This is a genomic window from Streptomyces sp. NPDC001709 (genome assembly GCF_053596375.1).
On the sequence record NZ_JBSFGB010000005.1, the window covers coordinates 307,669 to 326,691 of the forward strand.

Annotated in this window: 14 protein-coding genes; 7 read left to right on the forward strand and 7 right to left on the reverse strand. The window is 71.8% G+C overall.

The window, feature by feature from the left end; translation table 11 throughout:
* Window positions 1-19 precede the first annotated feature (19 nt).
* The gene (locus ACWC0C_RS10380; RefSeq protein ID WP_450863098.1) at window positions 20-1,471 is read right to left on the reverse strand and encodes an arabinofuranosidase catalytic domain-containing protein; all 1,452 of its coding nucleotides are present in this window, start codon (window positions 1,469-1,471) and stop codon (window positions 20-22) included.
* Between the two features lie 271 nt (window positions 1,472-1,742).
* On the opposite strand from ACWC0C_RS10380, the gene ACWC0C_RS10385 reads away from it, so the two are divergent.
* Window positions 1,743-4,637 (forward strand): lectin, encoded by a 2,895-nt coding sequence (locus ACWC0C_RS10385; protein WP_450863099.1) that lies wholly within the window; start codon window positions 1,743-1,745, stop codon window positions 4,635-4,637.
* Window positions 4,638-4,726: 89 nt separating this feature from the next.
* The gene (locus tag ACWC0C_RS10390; RefSeq protein WP_450863100.1) at window positions 4,727-5,890 is read left to right on the forward strand and encodes a PP2C family protein-serine/threonine phosphatase; all 1,164 of its coding nucleotides are present in this window, start codon (window positions 4,727-4,729) and stop codon (window positions 5,888-5,890) included.
* 11 nt (window positions 5,891-5,901) lie between these two features.
* Here ACWC0C_RS10390 and ACWC0C_RS10395 read toward each other — a convergent pair whose 3' ends face one another.
* Together ACWC0C_RS10395 and ACWC0C_RS10400 are read right to left on the reverse strand one after the other, a co-directional pair.
* The gene (locus tag ACWC0C_RS10395) at window positions 5,902-6,708 is read right to left on the reverse strand and encodes a maleylpyruvate isomerase family mycothiol-dependent enzyme (RefSeq protein ID WP_450863101.1); all 807 of its coding nucleotides are present in this window, start codon (window positions 6,706-6,708) and stop codon (window positions 5,902-5,904) included.
* Window positions 6,709-6,795: 87 nt separating this feature from the next.
* Window positions 6,796-9,255, reverse strand: a complete 2,460-nt coding sequence (locus tag ACWC0C_RS10400) for a SpoIIE family protein phosphatase (RefSeq protein WP_450863102.1) — start codon at window positions 9,253-9,255, stop codon at window positions 6,796-6,798.
* A gap of 179 nt (window positions 9,256-9,434) precedes the next feature.
* On the opposite strand from ACWC0C_RS10400, the gene ACWC0C_RS10405 reads away from it, so the two are divergent.
* Together ACWC0C_RS10405 and ACWC0C_RS10410 are read left to right on the forward strand one after the other, a co-directional pair.
* Window positions 9,435-11,501, forward strand: a complete 2,067-nt coding sequence (locus ACWC0C_RS10405) for a SpoIIE family protein phosphatase (protein ID WP_450863103.1) — start codon at window positions 9,435-9,437, stop codon at window positions 11,499-11,501.
* Between the two features lie 116 nt (window positions 11,502-11,617).
* Window positions 11,618-13,537 (forward strand): glycoside hydrolase family 5 protein, encoded by a 1,920-nt coding sequence (locus ACWC0C_RS10410; protein WP_450863104.1) that lies wholly within the window; start codon window positions 11,618-11,620, stop codon window positions 13,535-13,537.
* On the opposite strand, the gene ACWC0C_RS10415 is transcribed toward ACWC0C_RS10410, so the two are convergent.
* Window positions 13,514-14,125 (reverse strand): TetR/AcrR family transcriptional regulator, encoded by a 612-nt coding sequence (locus ACWC0C_RS10415; protein WP_450863106.1) that lies wholly within the window; start codon window positions 14,123-14,125, stop codon window positions 13,514-13,516. The two genes, ACWC0C_RS10410 and ACWC0C_RS10415, sit on opposite strands and share 24 nt — an antisense overlap.
* A 105-nt stretch (window positions 14,126-14,230) precedes the next feature.
* On the opposite strand from ACWC0C_RS10415, the gene ACWC0C_RS10420 reads away from it, so the two are divergent.
* A complete protein-coding gene (locus ACWC0C_RS10420; protein WP_450863107.1) occupies window positions 14,231-15,022 on the forward strand; it encodes an SDR family NAD(P)-dependent oxidoreductase in 792 nt (263 codons plus the stop codon).
* Window positions 15,023-15,049: 27 nt separating this feature from the next.
* Here ACWC0C_RS10420 and ACWC0C_RS10425 read toward each other — a convergent pair whose 3' ends face one another.
* Window positions 15,050-15,616, reverse strand: a complete 567-nt coding sequence (locus tag ACWC0C_RS10425) for a dihydrofolate reductase family protein (protein ID WP_450863109.1) — start codon at window positions 15,614-15,616, stop codon at window positions 15,050-15,052.
* 377 nt (window positions 15,617-15,993) lie between these two features.
* Between ACWC0C_RS10425 and ACWC0C_RS10430 the strand changes: the two genes are divergently transcribed.
* Window positions 15,994-16,761: a GNAT family N-acetyltransferase gene (locus ACWC0C_RS10430; RefSeq protein ID WP_450863110.1), complete on the forward strand. Its 768-nt coding sequence runs from the start codon at window positions 15,994-15,996 to the stop codon at window positions 16,759-16,761.
* A gap of 39 nt (window positions 16,762-16,800) precedes the next feature.
* On the opposite strand, the gene ACWC0C_RS10435 is transcribed toward ACWC0C_RS10430, so the two are convergent.
* Window positions 16,801-17,649 (reverse strand): alpha/beta fold hydrolase, encoded by an 849-nt coding sequence (locus ACWC0C_RS10435; protein ID WP_450863112.1) that lies wholly within the window; start codon window positions 17,647-17,649, stop codon window positions 16,801-16,803.
* Between the two features lie 113 nt (window positions 17,650-17,762).
* Between ACWC0C_RS10435 and ACWC0C_RS10440 the strand changes: the two genes are divergently transcribed.
* Window positions 17,763-18,362 carry a TetR/AcrR family transcriptional regulator gene (locus tag ACWC0C_RS10440; RefSeq protein WP_449194150.1) on the forward strand — a complete coding sequence of 200 codons (600 nt, stop codon included), beginning with the start codon at window positions 17,763-17,765 and terminating at the stop codon, window positions 18,360-18,362.
* Window positions 18,363-18,375: 13 nt separating this feature from the next.
* Here ACWC0C_RS10440 and ACWC0C_RS10445 read toward each other — a convergent pair whose 3' ends face one another.
* A complete protein-coding gene (locus ACWC0C_RS10445; RefSeq protein WP_450863113.1) occupies window positions 18,376-19,002 on the reverse strand; it encodes a DinB family protein in 627 nt (208 codons plus the stop codon).
* Window positions 19,003-19,023: the final 21 nt, after the last annotated feature.

The window sequence follows — 19,023 nt, forward strand, 5'->3', positions numbered from 1 at the left end:
CTCACCACCTGCCCCGCCGTCAGCTCAGCCGGAACTTCTGGGCCGCAGAGCCGTTGCAGTCCCAGATCTGCAACCGCGTCCCGTTCGCCGTCGCACCACTGGGCGAGTCCAGGCACCGCCCCGACTGCGGATTGAGCAGCGAACCATCACCCTGCTGCACCCACTTCTGCCCACCGACACCATTGCAGTCCCACAGCTCGACCTTCGTGCCGTTCGCCGTGCCGTTGCCGTTGATGTCCAGGCAGCGGCCGAGCGTACGGAGGGAGCCGTCGGCGCTGTGGTACCAGTGCTGGTCGACCGCCCAGGACTGGCAGTCCCACAGTTGTACGGCCGCCCCGGCGGTGCCGGTGTCGTCGGCGGCGACGTCGACGCAGGTACCGCCGGGCCCGGTGACGGTGCCCTGCGGGCCGTTCGGCACGTTGCTCTCGCCGGAGTAGCCGACGGAGACGATGTTCGCCTGGACCGCGTTCTCGACGGCGTCGGTCGGGTAGCCGGAGACCATCACGCCCTCGAAGAACGTGCCCATGTTCCAGTTGCTGTTGTCACCGCCCGTGCCGAGGATGATGCCGCCCTCCTGGTGCATGGGCTGGTAGCCGCCCCGGGTGGGCAGGGCGCCGTCCCACCAGGTCGTGAGAGCACCCGACCGTGCGTCGCCGCCCTTGAGGGCGTACCGCGTCTGCCCGTCGTTCTTCAGCACCGCCGTGACGAAGGTGCTGCCGTTGCCCCGGTTGGCGGTGTTGGAGCCGTCGTCGCCCTGGAACATGCCGTTCTCCAGGTCGGCCTCGACCCACGGCCCGGAGCCGGTGCAGGGCGCGAAGTAGCAGGTGGTCGCGAGGCTGACGGCGTCCATGTGCCCGTTGCCGGTGTCGGCCGGTGTGCTCTCGGCGTTGCCGTAGTCGAAGCAGCAGGCGGAACCGACGTGGGTGCCGCTGGCCACCATGTAGGCGCCCTCCGGCTGCCCGTTGACGGCGACACCCGAGGCGGCTCCCGTGTACCGGTAGCCGACGCCCGGTGAGATCCACACGCCGTACACCTTGTGCCCGCCGGCGGTGACGGCGATCTCGGAGGCGTCGGCGCCCCGGTCCGCGCCCATGCCGGAGGTGCCGGCCGGGCCCGGGGTGAGGTCGTTGTGCCGGGAGGTCTGGTCGTAGATCTTCGTGATCGCGCACGTGGTGTCCGCGCAGAACCGGTCCTGCCGGGCGGCGTCGGCGTAACCGCCCGGGGCCGGCAGCCCGATGTCGGCGCCGGCCCCGTCGGAGGCGCGGGTGACCCGGTACAGCGGGCCGTCGTAGGAGGAGAAGAGCGCGCGCACCGTGCTGTGTGCGGCGACGCAAGGGGTGCCTGAGCCGCCGTAGATGTCACAGGGCAGCGAGCCGGCGGCCTGCGACGGTCCGGGCAGGCCGAGCAACGCGCCCAGGACGAGGGCGATGACGGCCAGAGGCGAGGCGAGCGATCTGGGGCTTCCGCGCATGCTGGGCTCCTCGATGGGGGGTAAGTGCGGTTCGGAAGGGCCGAGTTGGAGCGCCGGGGCGATCGTTGCGGAAGGTACGCACGCTGGTGATTGCCGTCAAGATTTGTTGCTTTTACCTTATGACAAGTTTTGAGGTTGGGCCAAGGTGTCGGTTTTCCCCCCGATGTGACGTCACATCAGGCGGACGGCTGGTTCTGCACCGCGCGTCCTTGACAGCAGGGGCCAAAGGGGCCAGCTTTCGGGACAACGTTGTCGAAGGGACATGGTCACGATGGTGCCGTTCCGACTTCTGTCCATGCTGGCCGCAGGCGCCCTGGCCGTGGGTGCCGCCTCCGCCCCCGTCCACGCCGATCCCGTCTCGCTCGCGCCGGTCACCGATCCGGCGGCCCTGGTGAATCCGTTCATCGGGACCTCGCACGCCGCCGACGACTTCCCCGGGGCCGACACCCCGTTCGGGATGGTCCAGTGGAGCCCCGACACCAGTCCCCACCGGCCGGACGGTGGCGGCTACGAGTACGCCGACTCGGCCATCACCGGATTCGGCCTGACCCACATCGCGGGTCCCGGCTGCCGGGCCGCCGGTGACATCCCGGTGCTGCCGACCGTCGGCGCGATCGACACGCTCGCCACGGACAGCTTCTCGCACGCCAACGAGTCCGCCACTCCCGGCTCGTACACCGTGTCCCTGGACAACGGCGTCAAGACCGAGCTGACCGCCACCACCCGCAGCGGCATGGCCCGCTTCACCTTCCCCGCCACCAGCCAGGCGAACCTCCTGTTCAAGCTGACGGCGAGCGAGAACGGCGACACCGCCACCCAGTTCGACGTGGTGAACGACAAAGAGGTCAGAGGCAAGGTCACCAGCGGCAACTTCTGCGGCGAGGGCAACTCCTACACCGTCTACTACGACATGGTCTTCGACCAGCCGTTCCAGCACAGCGGTACCGCCCTGGCCGCCGGCACGCCCACCACACCCAGGACCAACGCCTCCCCCAACGCCCCCGAGGCACCGAACAAACCGGTGCTGCACGGCGAGGTCCCCCGTACGCCGCACACCTTCGCTCCCCAGGCCAGCGGCTCCGACGGCTACGTCACGTTCGACACCACCAGCCACCAGGCCGTTCAGGCCAAGGTCGGCATCTCCTATGTGTCGGCCGCCGGCGCGGTGGGCAACCGCCAGGCGGAGAACCCCGGTTGGGACCTCGCCAAGGTGCGCGGCGCGGCACACGGCGCCTGGAAGTCCCTCCTCGGCCGGGTGCGCATCGCCGGCGGGACGCCCGATCGGCAGACCGTGTTCTACACGGCGCTCTACCACTCACTGCTGCATCCGAACGTGATCAGCGACACCAACCGCCGCTATCCCGGATTCGACGGCAAGACCCACACCGTCGATCCGGGCCACGGCGCCGCCTACGCCAACTACTCCGGCTGGGACGTCTACCGTTCGCAGGCCCAGCTCGAAGCCCTCGTCGCCCCGCAGACCGCCTCCGACACCGCCCAGTCGATGGTGGACGACTACCGCCAGACCGGCCTGTTCCCCAAGTGGTCGGAGAACAACGGGGAGACCTACGTCATGGTGGGCGATCCGGCGGACGAGATCATCGCCGACTACTACGCCTTCGGCGCCAGGAACTTCGACACCGCCACCGCGCTCAAGGGCATGATCGCGGAGGCGACCGTCCCCAACGGCAACCGGCCCGGGCTCGACTACCTGGAGCAGCTGGGCCGGCTGCCCAGCAACGGCAAGTACGGCTGCTGCAACTTCTACGGCCCGGCCTCCACCACGCTCGAGTACGACTCGGCGGACTTCGCGATCTCGGCCCTCGCCGGTGCCCTCGGGCACACCGCTGATCAGCGCCGGTTCGCGGACCGGGCGCAGGACTGGCAGAACCTCTTCGCCTTCGGCAGCGGATTCATCCAGCCGCGCGACGCCTCGGGCACCTGGACGGCCGGGTTCTCGCCCACCTCGGGCAAGAACTTCGTCGAGGGCAACTCCTGGCAGTACACCCCGATGGTGCCGTTCAACGTGCACGGACTGGCCACCGCGATGGGCGGCGACGCGGCCCTGGCCAAGTTCCTGGACACGGACCTGTCCTCCCTGACCGGCGCCGGCGGATACACCAACCTGGGCAACGAGCCCAGCCTCAACATCCCCTGGGAGTACGACTACATCGGCCGCCCGTACCAGACGCAGAAGGTCGTCCGGCAGGTCCAGGACCAGATCTGGACCGACAGCCCGTCCGGTCTCGCGGGCAACGACGACCTGGGCGAGATGAGCTCGTGGTACGTGTGGTCGGCCCTCGGTATGTATCCGGAGACCCCGGGCACTGCCGATCTGGCGCTGGGCAGCCCGCTGTTCGGCCAGGCGGTGATCACCCTGCCGTCCGGCCACACCCTCACCGTCAACGGGACGGGCGCCGCGGACGACGCTCCGTACGTCCAGTCGGCCACCTGGAACGGCGCGGCGTGGAACGCGGCCCACGCGCCCGACGGCGCGCTCAGCGGCGGCGGCACCCTCACCTACGAACTCGGCACCTCCCCCAACACGTCCTGGGCGTCGGACGCCTCCGCCGCCCCGCGCTCCTACCCGGGCACACCCGGCTACACCGACGTCGGCACATCCGGCGACACCGCCGCGGCCTCGGCCAACTTCGACGGGGCGGGCTACAGCTACTCCGCGCACGCCCTGGCCACGGCGGGTGTCACGCCCGGCTCGAAGGTCACCGTCAACGGGATCTCGTTCACCTGGCCCGAGGTGGCGTCCGGCGCACGGGACAACTACGAGGCGAACGGGCAGACGGTACGGGCATCCGGCTCCGGCAGCATCTCGTTCCTGGGTGCCGCCAACAACGGCCCGGCCTCCGGCACCGCGACGGTCACCTACACGGACGGCACGACCCAGTCGGTCGCCCTCGGCCTCTCCGACTGGACACTGAGCGCCGGCGCTGCCACGCCGCTCCCCGACAACACCATCGCGGCGATGCTGCCGTACCGCAACCACGCCGGCACCGCGTCAGACACCACCAGGACGTACCTGTTCGGCACGGCGCCGGTGGCACTGAGCCCGGGGAAGACGGTCAGTAGTGTGCGGCTGCCGTCCGACGTCGCCGCCGGGGGCCTGCACGTCTTCGCGATCGGCTTCGGCGCCGGCGCGGGGGCGCGCTGACCTGGCACCGGCCGTGCCCGGCCCCCGGAACATGCCGCTAGGTGGAGCAATCACCGGGGTACGGGGGCCCGGCGCACCAGGCTGGACGGGTGAAGCACCAACGGTCCGGACAGGATCCGGAGGCGCCGGAGGCCGCGCAGACCCGGCTGCCGGCGCCTCCGGCTTGGCTGCGCTGGCTGCCGGTCCTGTACGTCGTGGTCGTGCTGCTGCTGGAGCCCGCCACGCCCGTGGACTGGCCGGTGAGCTTCGTACTGATCGGCGTGCCCTTGGTGACCGCGTTCGGGTACGGGCCCATGGCCGTCGGCGCGGCGACGGTGTTCGCCGTCGGACTCGAAGGGGTGCTGGCCGGTACGCCGTGCTGTGCGGGCCGCTCCGTCGGCTATCTGTGGGACCGCCACTACGTCGCCTCCTACATCTGTACGGCCCTGGTGGGCGGCCTCGGAACGGTCCTGGCCGCCCACCGCATCCGGCGTGAACGCACGCTCGCCGACGTGCGGTCCGTGGCCGAGACGGCGCAGCGGGTGCTGCTGCGGCCCGTACCGCACCGGATCGGCAACCTCCGCCTGGAGAGCCTCTATCTCTCCGCCGCCGCGCAGGCCCGTATCGGCGGTGACCTCTACGAGGCGGTCCCCACCCGTTTCGGGGTCCGTCTGCTCATCGGCGACGTCCGCGGCAAGGGGCTGCTGGCCGTCGAGACCGCCGCCGCGATACTCGGGGCGTTCCGCGAGGTGGCGTACGACGAACCCGATCTGCTCGCGCTGGCCGACCGGGTGGACACGAGCATGAGCCGCCGGGCGGCGCAGCTCGGCGGAACCGAGACGGGCGAACGGTTCGTCACCGCCGTCTTCGCCGAGGTCCCCGCCGTCGGCCATGTCGTCCGGATCGTCAACTGCGGCCATCCGCCGCCGATCTCACTGCGCGCCGGTGAGGTGCGCGAGCTGGACAGCGGGCGGCCGGCGCCGCCCCTGAACCTCGGCATGCTGGTCGAGGACCCGTACCACGTCGACACCCACCCCTTCCGGCCCGGTGATCAGCTGCTGCTGTACACCGACGGCGTGACGGAGACACGGGACGCGGCCGGCACCTTCTATCCGCTTCTCGAGCGCCTCCGCTGCTGGGGCCCTCTCCCGCCGAAGGAGCTGCTCGAACGGCTCCATGACGACCTGTTGGCCTACAGCCACAACAGCCTCCAGGACGACACCGCGGCGATCGCGGTCTGTCTGCTGCCCGAAGAGCCGCCGCCTGCCCAGTGAGCGCGGCCCGGTCAGAAAGCCGTGTGGGCGAACCAGTTGTCGAGGACCTCGGTCCGGCCCGAGACCTCGAAGGCGGAGTCCCGGTACGACCGCCGCCCATAGAGGAGCAACAGGACGTCCGCCGCCTCACCGCGCACCGCCGCCGTGACCGGCTCGGGCTCCCCGGCCTCGTGCTCCGCGCCCGGCAGCGGGCGGAAGCCGTCCGGGTCCAGCCGTACCCGCCACTCCTCGCCGTCGGCGTCCGTGCACCGGAACGCGAGGGTCTCGCCGTCGCCGCGCAGCTTGGTCACGCCGGGGGCGAAGAGGCCCGCGTAAGGCAGGTTGACGAGGAACTCGTCCACGCCGTCCGCCGCGAGCACGGGGTCGATGTCCGAGGTCAGGCCGACGGCGCGCTCGGCGTCCACCCGGTGCACCAGCGTCTCGAACAGCATCCGGCGGACCCAGAACCGCGCATGCCGGTCCTCGCCCCAGACCCACATCGGTGCCTCGGGATCCGTGTCCCGCAGGACGGCCGTCACGCCGGGCACCCCCGCCGCCACCCAGTCGGGATAGTCCCGGGGGTCCTCCGGCAGTCCCAGCTCGACGTCGCGGCTGCGGGGAGGTTCCTGCACCAGCCCCGTCAGCAGGGTGCTGAACCAGCGCTGCAGCGCTCCCACGTGCCGGGTGAGGTCGGCCAGGGTCCAGTCGGGGCAGGAGGGCACGGCATCCGCCGGGTCGGCTCCCCTGACCGCCTCGGCGAAGCGCAGGGTCTCGCGGGCCACGGCCTCGCGGTAGGTGTCGTACGGCAGCGGATGTCCCGCCCTGCTGGTCGCTGTCATGTGCTGCTGCCGTCCTGTTCTGTCCTCTGCACGGATTCCGTCAGGGCAAGTCTGGCTGCTGGAGTCCACTCGAAGGCAAGTCCGGGCTCAGGGGATCTCCCGCTCGGCCCAGATGATCTTCCCGTCGGCGGTGTACCGGGCGCCCCAGCGCTGGGCGAACTGGGCCACCAGGAAGAGGCCGCGACCGCCCTCGTCCGTGCTCCTGGCGTGCCTGAGCCGGGGGGCGGTACTGCTGGCGTCGGAGACCTCCCAGGTGAGGCGGGTGTCGCGGAGGAGCCGTAGCCGGATGGGCGGGGTGGCGTAGCGGATGGCGTTGGTGACGAGTTCGCTGACGACGAGTTCTGTCGTCATGGCCAGTTCCTCGCCGATGCCCCAGTCCTGGACCTGCCGGGTGGCGCGGGCGCGCAGGGCGCCGACGGCGGCCGGGTCGGGGGGTACCTCCCAGGAGGCGACCCGGTCGGCGCCGAGTGCGTGGGTGCGGGTCAGGAGCAGGGCGATGTCGTCGGGTTGCGGCACCGGCACGAGCTGGCGCACGGCGGACGTGCACAGCGCGTCGAGGTCCTCGCCGGCGTGGCCGAGGACCTCCCCCAGCCTGGCCATACCGCGCTCCACGTCCTGGTCGCAGCCCTCGATGAGCCCGTCGGTGTAGAGGCCGAAGAGGCTGTTCTCGGCCAGTTCGATCTCGGTCGCCTCGAAGGCCATTCCGCCCAGCCCGAGCGGGGGTCCGGGGGGAATGTCCGGGAAGTAGGCGGGTCCGTCCGGTGCCACGACGACGGGCGGGGGGTGTCCGGCGCGGGCCATCGCGCACCGCCGGGTGGCCGGGTCGTACACGGCGTAGAGGCAGGTCGCGCCGAGGAAGGTGCTCCGGGCAGCCGTGCCGGCGGCGGCCTCCTCGTCGCTCAGCCGGAGCACGAGGTCGTCGAGATGGGCGAGCAGTTCGTCGGGCGGCATCTCCATGGCGGCGAGGGTCTGCACGCCCGTGCGCAGCCGGCCCATGCTCGCCGCCGCGGTGATGCCGTGGCCCACCACGTCGCCGACGACGAGGCCCACCCGTGCGCCGGACAGCGGGATGACGTCGAACCAGTCGCCGCCGACGCCGCCGGAGGGGTCCGCCGGCAGATAGGAGGAGGCCACCTCCAGCGCGGTGCCGCCCGTCAGGGCGGGTGGCAGCAGGCTGCGCTGCAGGGTGACGGCCGCCGCGTGCTCCCTGGTGTAGCGGCGGGCATTGTCGACGCACACCGCCGCGCGGGCCACCAGCTCCCGGGCCAGCAGCACGTCGTCCGGTCCGAAGGAGACGGGGTTGAGCGACCGGGCGAAGGTGGAGAGGCCGAGGGCGGTGTTGCGCGCCCGCATGGGCACGGCGATGAGCGAGTGCAGGCCGTACTCGCGGATACGTTGTGCGCGCTCGGGTTCGCGGGTGGCCCACAGCTTGTCGGAGGGGTCGAGGACCGGGATGAGCAGCGGCTCACCGTCGATGATGAGGTGCGAGTCGTGGGGCGGCGGGAGGAAGTCGACCCGCTCACCGATCTGGACGACGGCCTCCGGAGAGCCCTCGCGCACCGAGCGCAGCGCCGCCCGGCGCATCACCGGCCGGGCGGGCGCGGGTCCCGCGTCGGTCAGCCACGCTCCATGGCCCTCGGTGCTGAGCACGGGTTCCAGCAGGTCGACGATGACGAAGTCGGCGAAGCGGGGGACGGCGAAGTCGGCGAGTTCCTGAGCGGTCCGCATCACGTCGAGTGTCGTGCCGATGCTCGCGCCGGCTTCGTTGACCATGGTCAGCAGCTTGCGGGCGTTCCATCGCTCGGTGACGTCCTGGACCATGTAGCAGACGCCGGTGATCGCGTCGTCGGCGTCCACGAGGGGGAAGAACGAGGTGGAGTAGGCGTGCCGGCGGTGCGGGTCGGCCCAGCTCCAGCCCACGTACTCGTAGTCGGTGACCGGTACGCCCGTCGCGATCACCTTGCGCATCAGCCCTTCCAGGGCATCCGCCTGCAGCCCGGGCAGCAGCTCGCTCAGCCGCCGCCCGAGCCGTTCGTCCCGGGGAACCCCGCCGAACCGTTCCAGGGTGTCGTTCAGCCAGACGTAGCGCAGCTCGGTGTCCATGACGGCCATGCCGACCGGGGCGCGGGTGAGGAATCCGTCCAGGACCGACTGGCCCATGGTCCACCGCTGCCGCTGTTCACGGGCCGACACCAGGAAGCACTCGGTGCCGGCCATGCGGAACGAGGCCGAGACCCGCAGCTGGATGGTGAAGCCGCGGCCGTCCCGGTGCCGTACGGTGATCTGCCCGCTCCAGCCGTTTCCTGCGCGGCAGCGCTGCGTGACGCCGGCGAGCCGTACGGGGTCCGCGGGCATGGCCAGCAGGCGCGCGGCGGAGGCGCCGACGACGTCCGGTGCCGCGTAGCCGAGGAGTGCTTCGGCGCTGCGGGTCCAGCCGACCACGACGCCGTGTTCCGATATCACCGCAGCCGCGTCGGTGGACGCGTCGAAGAGATCACCCGGTCCCCCGGGCGGGGCTGCGGCGGAGCTTTCTCGCGCAGTTTCCATCGATTCCACCCATACACCACTATGAGCATGATTGTGCGCTGATATGGGGGAACGCGGCGAGGGATGGCCGGTCCCTCCCGATGCGACGTGCGGTTGGACCGGGCGGACGCCGGAGGGACCATGGAAGGCGCGGTCGTCAGCGTCTGCGCGCCCGTCCGGACGGTGGAGGTGAACCCGGCATGGCAGTGGACTCCTTCGAAGCCGACCGCGACGAGCCGCACACCGAGCTGCCCCGGCCGACCGGGCTGCTGGACGTGCTGAGTGTGGCCGCGGTGGCCCTCGACACCCGCGGCCGTATCGTCTTCTGGACCCCGCAGGCCGAGGACCTCTTCGGCTACTCCGCGGAGGAGGCCCTCGGCAGGCCCGCCTCGCGTCTGCTCATCCACCCCGAGCACCTGCAGGCCGTGGTGAGTCTGTTCGCGGAGGTGCTGGAGACCGGCCGGGGCTGGGCCGGTGCCTTTCCGGTCCGGCACAAGGACGGCAGCAGCCGGCTGACGGAATTCCGGACCATGCGGCTGCTGGACGACCTCGGGGACGTCTACGCCCTGGGCATCGCGGCCGACCACACCCTGCTCCAGCGCGTCGAGACGGATCTGGCGCTCTGCGAGCAGTTGATCAACCAGTCCCCGATCGGGCTGGCCCTCCTCGATCCCGAGCTGCGGTATCTCCTGGTGAACCCGGCACTGGAGCGGATCGACGGCATTCCCGCCGAGGACCACATCGGCCGCGATCTGAGGGAGACCCTGCCCTTCCCGGACGTCGACACCGTCGAGTCCGCGCTGCGTCAGGTGCTCACCACCGGTACGCCCCTGCTGGACCAGTACCACGTCGGCCGTCCCCCGGCCGATTCCGGCCATGAGCACGCCTGGTCGCTGTCCTTCTACCGCCTGGAGGATCCCGGCGGGCGGGTCCTGGGAGCGGCCGTCTCGGTCGTGGACGTCACCGAGCGGCACCGGGCGGCCGCCGAGGCCGACCGGGCGCGGCGGCGCCTGGCGCTCATCGCGGACGCCTCCGCACGGGTCGGCACCGCGCTGGACGTGGAGCAGACGGCCCATGAGCTGGCCGAGATCGCCGCGCCGGCGCTGGCCGACGTGGTCGCCGTGGACGTCCTCGACTCCGCGCTGTCCTGCCGTCGGATGCGCAGACCGGACAACGGCCCGGAGCTGTTCCGGGCTCTCGCCCTGAAGGCGGCCCATCCCACGGTCGCGGTGCGTGCCGCCGACGCGCCCGGCGATGTCGCGGCCTACGAGGGCGACCGTCTGGTCACCCTGTGCGTCCACACCGGGCGGCCGGTCATGGTGCGTCAGGTAGGGCCGCGCGATCTGCCACGCATCGCCCGGGACGCCGCGGCCGGCGCTCTGCTCGCGCAGGCCGGTGTCCACTCGTACCTGGCCGTGCCGCTGATCGCCCACGGCGAGGTGCTCGGCGCCCTCGATCTCAAGCGGACCCGCAATCCGGCGCCGTTCGACGAGGACGACGTGGTGCTGGCCACCGAACTCGCCGGCCGGGCCGCCGTGGCCATCGACAACGCCCGCTGGTTCCAGAGCGTCCGCAACACCGCGCTCACCCTGCAGCGCAGTCTGCTGCCCGAGCACGCGGCGCACCACACGGGCCTAGAGCTCGCCTCCCGCTACCAGCCCGCGCAGGCCACCAGCGAGGTCGGCGGCGACTGGTACGACGTCATCTCGCTGGCCGACGACAAGACCGCCCTGGTGGTGGGCGACGTCATGGGCAATGGCATCGACGCAGCCGCCACCATGGGCCGGCTACGCACCGCCACCTGCGCCTATGCCGATCTCGACCTCGAGCCCGGCGCGGTGCTGCAACACCTGGACAAGATCACCTGCGATCTGGAGCACTACATCGTCACCTGTCTGTACGCGGTGTACGACCCCCACTCCGGGCGGTGCGATTTCGCCAACGCCGGGCACATGCCGCCCGCGCTCGCCCGGCCCGGGGACGCGCCGAGGCTGCTGGAGCTGCCGACCGCGGCGCCACTCGGCGTCGGCGGTGTGCGGTTCGAGAGCGCCGCGGTCACCCTGCGCCCCGCTGACGTGCTGGTCCTGTACACCGACGGCCTCGTGGAGACCCGCCGGCACGCCATCGACGACCGGCTGAACGCCCTGCTGGACCTCCTGGACGAGCCGCGCAGGCCGCTGGAGGAGACCTGCGACGTCCTGCTGTACGGGCTGCGCACCGCCGACGACCACGACGACGTGGCCCTGCTCATCGCCCGGGCCCTGTAGGCCGCGCCGCGCCCCTTCCCTGAACCGTGTCACGTGGTGGACACTCCGCGCACCGGACCGACGTCGCCACCCTGGTCGCCCCGCTCTCCCCACCCCCTACAGTCAAGGGCCCCCAGATGCCGAACACCCCTGCCGCCCTGCGCCTGGCCGCCGCCGTCGCGGGCTTCCTGCTCGCCGCCGTCCCGCCCGGCGCGGCCTCCGCCGCCCCGCAGGCGCCACCCGCCGCCTCAGTCGACGCCACGGCACCGGCCGCGTGGTCCGCGCCGCTTTCCACGCAAGGCCGGTACATCGTCGACAGCCAGGGCAACCGCTTCCGGCTGAAGGGCGCCAACTGGGACGGCGCACAAGGCTCGTGGACGGGCAGCGGCAGCGTCGACGACCCCGCCAACCACCACGCCGGCCAGGACTCCCACGGCATCCCGCTCGGCCTTGACCGCGTCCCGATCGACCAACTGCTCGCCGATTTCCACCAGTTGGGCATCAACACCATCCGGCTGCCGTTCTCGAACGAGATGATCCACCGTACGACCCCGGTGCCCGACGGCGCGGTCGCCGCCAATCCTCAACTGCGGGGCAGAACACCGCTGCAGATCTACGACGCCGTGGTCGACGCGCTCAGCGCGGACGGGTTCGCCGTGATCCTCAACAATCACACGAACACCTCGCGCTGGTGCTGCGGCATCGACGGCAACGAGCGCTGGAACAGCTCGCAGTCGACGCAGCAGTGGGCCGACGACTGGGTGTTCATGGCCCGCCGCTATGCCGACGTTCCGCGGGTCGCGGGAGCCGACCTGTACAACGAGGTACGGCGCGATGTGCTGGACGACCCCAACTGGGGCCTGGGCGACGGCCACGACTGGTACGCCGCGGCCCGGCTCGCCGCGGACCGGATCCTCACGGAGGCCGACCCGCGCCTGCTGATCGTCATCGAAGGCATCAACTGGACCGGCATCCCCGTGGACGGACTCCCCCACGGCCGGCCCGTGCTGACGCCCGCCCGCACCCTGTCGCACACCCTCGCCGACGCCCACAAGCTGGTGTACTCCGCGCACTTCTACGGCTACACCGGCCCCCACCACAGCGGCGCGACCGGTATCGGCGTAACCCACGACCCCCGCTACCAGGACCTGAGCCGGGACGACCTGTACGCGGCGCTCCAGGACGAGGCGTTCTTCGTCGAGGAGCCGGGCCGGCACTACACCGCACCCGTCTGGGTCAGCGAATTCGGCATCGGCGCGAGCGAGACCGACCCGGCCGCGCGCACCTGGTTCACGAACACCACCGACTACTTCGCCGACCACGACACCGACTTCGCCTTCTGGCCCCTGGTCGGCTTCGCGGGCCACGACGACTGGGCCCTGCTGCGCTACGACGAGTCGGGGCATCGCTCCGGCATCCTCGACGCCGGCGACTGGCGCGCCGCGGCGTGGCAGCACCTGATGAGCGGGACCGGTGACAGCGGACCGGTACCGGCCACTCCCGTCTGGCGGATGCTCGCCATCGACCACGGCGACGCGGTGGAGTCGGTGCGTGTGCGGGCCGCGGGCGACTGGGATCCCGGGGCGTACAAGGCCACCTGTCCCGACGGGCTGCGGCTCGCCGGCCTCGGCCATACCAGCGGCCGGGGGCTGTGCACCGACAGCACCGGCAGCGGCCCGGTCGATCTGCGGGCGGTCTCCGGCGGCCAGACGGTCGTCACGGACGAGCGTCATGTCCCGTCCGGCGGCGACTGGGCGTCCGGGTACACCAAACTGCAGTGCCCCGAGGGCAGTTTCCTCATCGGTTACAGCGCCCGCGGAGAGCGGGTGTCGGCGGCCCTGTGCGCGCCCGCCCGGGGTCCGCTTGCGGGAGCGGGCCGCACGGTGTGGTTCGACCGGTCCGACAACCGTCCCGCCGGCGCCGCCGGCGGCGACTTCGCGTACGGCGACTACAACGGCCAGTGCGCCGACGACGAATACGCCGCCGGAATCGCCTTCACCACCCGGGTGGGCGCCCGGCCCGGGCCGGCCGCCCTACTGTGCCGTCGGCTCTCCTGAAGCGGCCGTGCCCGACCGGCCGGCGGCCCCTTGCACCAGCAGCAGGAGGGCGTCGACCAGGTCATCGGCGGGGCTGCCCGTGGCCAGTCGCCGCAGTTGCAGGCCCATCACGAGGGCGACGGTCGTGGCCGCCAGGCGGTCCGCGTCGGGGACGCCGAGCGCCCTGAGGATCCGGGCGGCGAGCAGGTCGTAGGCCCCGAACGCCTCGGCCGCCGCCTCCCGGAGCCGTTCGTCGCGCCCGGCGTGGAGATACAACTCGAACGGCGCGAGATGGGCGCTGTCCAGCGCCGCGCCGCAGGCGACCTGACCGGCCAGGGAGGCCGCGTCCGCCACGTCCAGGCCCTCCGTCTGGCACTGCTCGGCCAGTTCGGTGAAGTGCCGCGCCTCCTCGCGCACGAAGTGCAGCAGGCTCTCCCGCAGCAGCTCGTGCTGGGTCTCGAAGTGGTAGGTGACCGAACCGAGGGACACCCCCGCCTCCTTGGCGATCCGGCGGTTCGTGACCGCCGCGACTCCGTCCTCGCCGATGATCCGCAGGACGGCGGTGATGATGCGCTGGCGCATCGGGGCGGAGGAGGCGGCGTGCGGCATGGCGTGCATTCTCCCATCTCCGGGTATCCGCCCCGGCGCCCCTGTGGACAGGGTTGCTCGGGGTTCCCTATTGTTCGTTCGAACGAACAGGACTGGAGGTAGGTCGTGCGCATTGCCGGGTCAACCGTTCTGCTCACCGGCGTCACCGGCGGGATCGGCGGCGCGCTCGCCGGCGAACTGTCCGCTCGCGGCGCCCGGCTCGTGCTCACCGGCCGCCGGGCCGAGGCACTCGAACCCCTCGCCGACCGCTACGGCGCCCGGACGATCCCGGCTGATCTGGCCGACCCCGACGACGTGCGTCGGCTGGCCGAGGAGGCCGCCGGTACGGACATCCTGATCGCCAACGCTGCCCTGCCCTCCAGCGGCGACGTCCTCGACTACACGCCGGAGCAGATCGACCGGGCGCTCGCGGTGAACCTGCGCGCCCCCGCGATCCTGGCCCGGCTGCTCGCTCCCGGCATGGTGGCCGCCGGACGGGGCCACATCTGCTTCGTCGGGTCGCTGTCCGGCATGGCGGCCACCAAGTCCTCGTCCCTGTATACCGCGACGAAGTTCGGGCTGCGCGGCTTCTCGCTGGCCTTCCGCCAGGATCTGCACGGCACGGGTGTCGGCGTCTCGATCGTCCAGCCGGGTTTCGTCCGCGAGCTCGGCATGTTCGCCAAGACGGGCTCGTCGACGCCCGGCGGGGTCCGCACCGTCTCACCGCAGCAGGTGTGCAAGGGCGTGACGCGGGCGATCGAACGCGATGTCGCCGAGATCAACGTGGCGCCCGCCGAGCTGCGGTTCCTCACCAAGGTCGCGTCACAGTTCCCGGGGTTCGCGGAGCGGGTGCAGCGGCTGGCGGGGGCGGAGCCGACGGTGAACGCGATCGTGTCCGCGCAGCGCTCGAGCCGCTGAGCCGCCCTCTCCGCCCCCGTACCGTGCTCAGCGCTGGCTCGCCGGACTGCTCGGCAGTGGAGAGCGGCTGCCCTTGCAGGAGTAGACGATCTCCACGGCCCCGCCCGGCAGGGCGCGCTCGCGCTGGAAGGTGAGCCCGACGGACGGGTCGAGCGCGGGCGTCAGTCGCATGCCGCCGCCGAACAGCAGCGGCACGACGACCAGCTCCAGCGTGTCGAGGGCGCCCAGGGAGTGGAAGGCCTGGATCGTGCGCGGGCCTCCGACCAGGTGGACGTCACCGCCCCGGTTCGCCGCGCGGATCCGCTCCAGCAGTCGCTCCGGATCGCTGTCGGTGACGACGTGGTCGGGGGTGCCGGCCGGACGGTGGGAGCCGAGCACGAACACCTCCAGGTTCGGCCATGGCCAGCGGTCGTTGGTCAGCGCGGGCTCGAAGGTGGTACGGCCCATCAGCGCCGCCTCGCACCCTTCGAGGAACTCCCGGATGCCGTGGCTCTCGCCGGACACGAACGCGGGGTCGGCCGTATGCGCCGGCCACCCGGTCGGCGTGGTGACATAACCGTCGATGCTCATGCCCAGGCGCGCTCGGATCTTCATGACGTCTCCAGTTCGGTCTGTCCTGCCGAGGCGGGTTCCGCCTCCGTCTACGCGTCGAACGGGACACGCGTACCTCGACACACCGCCGCGAGAAACTTCCACGTGGCCGCCGGGCGGCTCGGCCGCTTGTCATGTCCTGCCGCGCTGTGGCAAGCTCCAGCGAGCTCGACTGCGCATCCGATCACTCGTCATGAAGGACTGAGGTCCATGGTTCCGGCGCCCCCCAGCGGCCGCCGTCGGTACTGAGCCGTCTGCCCAGCGGCAGCGCTCCGCAGTACCTTTCGCATCTCCTCACGGCGGCCCGACGACCGTTCCCGTATGCCCGGCCACGCCCGCGCTCACCAGCCCGTGGCCACCTTCACCGTGAGGTCTTCATCGTGCGCATCGATGTCCAGAGCTTTGCCGTCGCCCACCTCCTGCGCCGTCCGGCGGCGCGTGAAGTCGGCGGCTTCGTCGTGGGGTTCGACCCCGCGACAACCAGCCCCTACGTCAACTACGCCACCCCGTTGCCCGGTGCCGAGCCCACCGACCGGGACGTCGCCGAGCTGATCGCCGCGTTCCGTGAGCGCGGGCTCACCCCACGGCTGGAGTTCGCCCCGGACGCCGCGCCCGCCGTGGAACCCGTACTGCGCCGGGCCGGTTTCGGCACCGAGGCGGTGCACGAGTACCTGGTCTGCACCCCCGCCACCCTGACCGTGCACGGCCCGGGCCATGGCCCGGCGGACCCGGTCGAGGTGGAGGCCCCGGCCACGGAGGCGGACTACACCGCGATCGACACCGCGCTGGCCGAGGCATTCAGCGGCGAGTGGGCCCCCTCCCCGGAAAGCGCGGCACGGTTGCGGCGGACCGAGGAGGGCGGCGGGGCCGTCCGGTTCGTCCGCGCTCCCGGCGGCGGCTGCGCCGGCGGCGCGCTCTGTTCGGCGCCCGCCGAGGACACCGCCGAGCTGGCGGGCGTGGGCACCCTTCCCGCCTACCGGGGCCGTGGCATCGCCGCGGCGGTCACCTCGGCCCTGGCCGGGACCATGTTCGGCCGGGGAGCGCGGTCCGTGTGGCTGGAGTACTCGGGCGACGGCTCCCGTCGCGTGTACGAAAGGGTCGGCTTCCGGCCGGGCGGCACCCGCCTGTACGTCTCACTCGACGGCTGACCTCTGAGCCGGGGCGCCGGTGCCGTCGCTGGCGCGCGCTCAGCCCTCTCCCGGCAGCGGGTGGTCCTTGACGAAACGGCGGATCTCCTCCGTGAGCGCCGCCGGGTTGTCCAGCTGGACCAGGGTGCGGGCGCCGGGGATCTCCACATAGCGGGCGTCCGGCAGCAGTTGGGCCAGGCGGCGACCCGTCACAGGAGGCATCATGCGGTCCTCGGCGCCCCAGGCGACCAGTGCCGGGCGGGTGAACCCCGGGAGGTTGCGGGCCGCTTCCAGGTAGCAGTCCTTCCGGGTCGTACGGAGGAACTTGGCGAAGTCCCGGCGGATATGACGGTTCGTGAGCAGGGGGCCGTACCAGCGGGCGATGAGTTCCTTCGGCAGCCGCGTCTTCGCCATGCCGCCGAGCGAGGTCTGCATGCGGGCGAGGAAGGGGAAGCGGAAGGACTGCAGGAGGAGGAAGATGCCACCGGGGACCCTGCAGACCGCGGACAGTATCCGGCCCTGGACACCGGGCGGGTAGTTGTCCAGGGCCTCGCAGGAGGTCAGGACGAGCCGGGCGATGCGCTCGTCCCGTACACCGACGAGGAGTTGGGCCGTTCCGGTGTCGTTCTGGACGAGGGTGACGTCCCGTAGGTCGAGGCGTTCCATGAACTCGGCCAGCAGCCGGGCGATGCCGTGCGCGGAGAGGTCCGCGTCCGGCCGCATGGGGCGCCGGTGGCTGCCCAGGGGCAGTACAGGGACCAGGACGCGGAAGTCGGGGCGCAGGGCGGACACGACGTCGGCCCAGACCGACTCGTCGAAGCCGAGTCCGTGGGCGAGGACCACGGCGGGCCCGTCACCTCCGGTGTCCTGGTAGTCGATGGTTCCCGCGCTCAGCTCGATCTGCGGCATGCCTGTGCCTCCGACCCGGTTGGCTGCCTCTTCTGTCTCTTGATAGATCGTTCTAGTGACAGAATAGGGCCCGACCGCCCCTTGGCAACAGCGGCTTACCGGAGGTGCCACCCGTGAGCGAGGGCAAGGCCATCAGCACGCACGAGACCCGGCTGCGCATTCTGAACGCCGGCACCGAGCTGTTCCGGCGCTCGGGCTACACCGGGACCGGGATGAAGCAGATCGCCGAGGCGGCGGGGGCGCCCTTCGGCTCGATCTACCACTTCTTCCCCGGCGGGAAGGCCCAGTTGGGCGAGGAGGTGGTCCGCACCTCCGGGGCCGTCTACCTGGGGCTCATCGCCACGCTCATGACGCCGTACGAGGACCGGGTGGCGGCCACCGCCGACGCCTTCGCCGCCGCGGCCGGCACCCTCGCCGAGCTGGACTTCGCCGACCCGTGCCCCATCGCGACGGTCGCGATGGAGGTCGCGAGCACCAACGAGGCGCTGCGGCAGGCCACTTCGGAGGTCTTCGACAGCTGGATCGACCATCTCGCCGCCTACTACGCCCAGGGCGGCATCCCCGAGCCCGCCGCCCGGGAGACGGCGAGCTCGGTCATCGCCCTGCTGGAGGGCGCCTTCATGCTGGGCCGTGCCGCGCGCAGCACCGAACCGGTACGGGCCGCGGGGACGGCGGCAGCGGCGATCGTTCGGGCGGCGCTGGCCGGAGAGTGAGCCGACGCCGCCGTCAGGGCTGCCGGTTCGCTCGGTAGAGGTCGCGGAGCAGGGCGACCTCGGCGCCGTGGTGCAGCACTTCCTGGTTGACCCACCACACGATGTCCAGGAAGGGCTCCTCGGCGTCGCTGCCGTAGGGGTAGGCGCAGTACCCGACGGTGTCCAGCGCCGCGTCATCGGCGCTCAGCAGTGCCTGCCGCCAGGCGGCGGCACCGGTCTCGAAGGCCGCGATCGCACCGGCGGCGTCCCCGCTGACGGGATGGTTCTCCCGGGTAGCCGAGCGGTCGCCGGCCGTGTAATCGGCGCGCAGGGACAGCATCTCGGTCAGGTGGCTCAGCCGCCAGGCGAGGGTCGTGACGGGCGGCGGCCAGGGGTGCGGATACGGCGCCGCGTCCCGCCCCCACGGGCCGCCACCGGCCAGGAAGGTCGCCCGCGCTCCCGGCCCGTCCACGCGTCGCCTGACCGTCCAGCAGCCGGGCACCGGTTCCCAGAAGTACTCGTCGTCGCTCAGCGGCTCGACCTTGGTGTCCCCTCCGTCGCCGCTGTCCATGACGGGCCCGGTCAGCCGGCGCAGGAGGCGCTCGGACGCGAAGTCGAACTGGTCGAGCAGCGGGAGCAGTCGGGGCGGTGTGGTCGTCATCGGACACTCCTGGGTGGACGG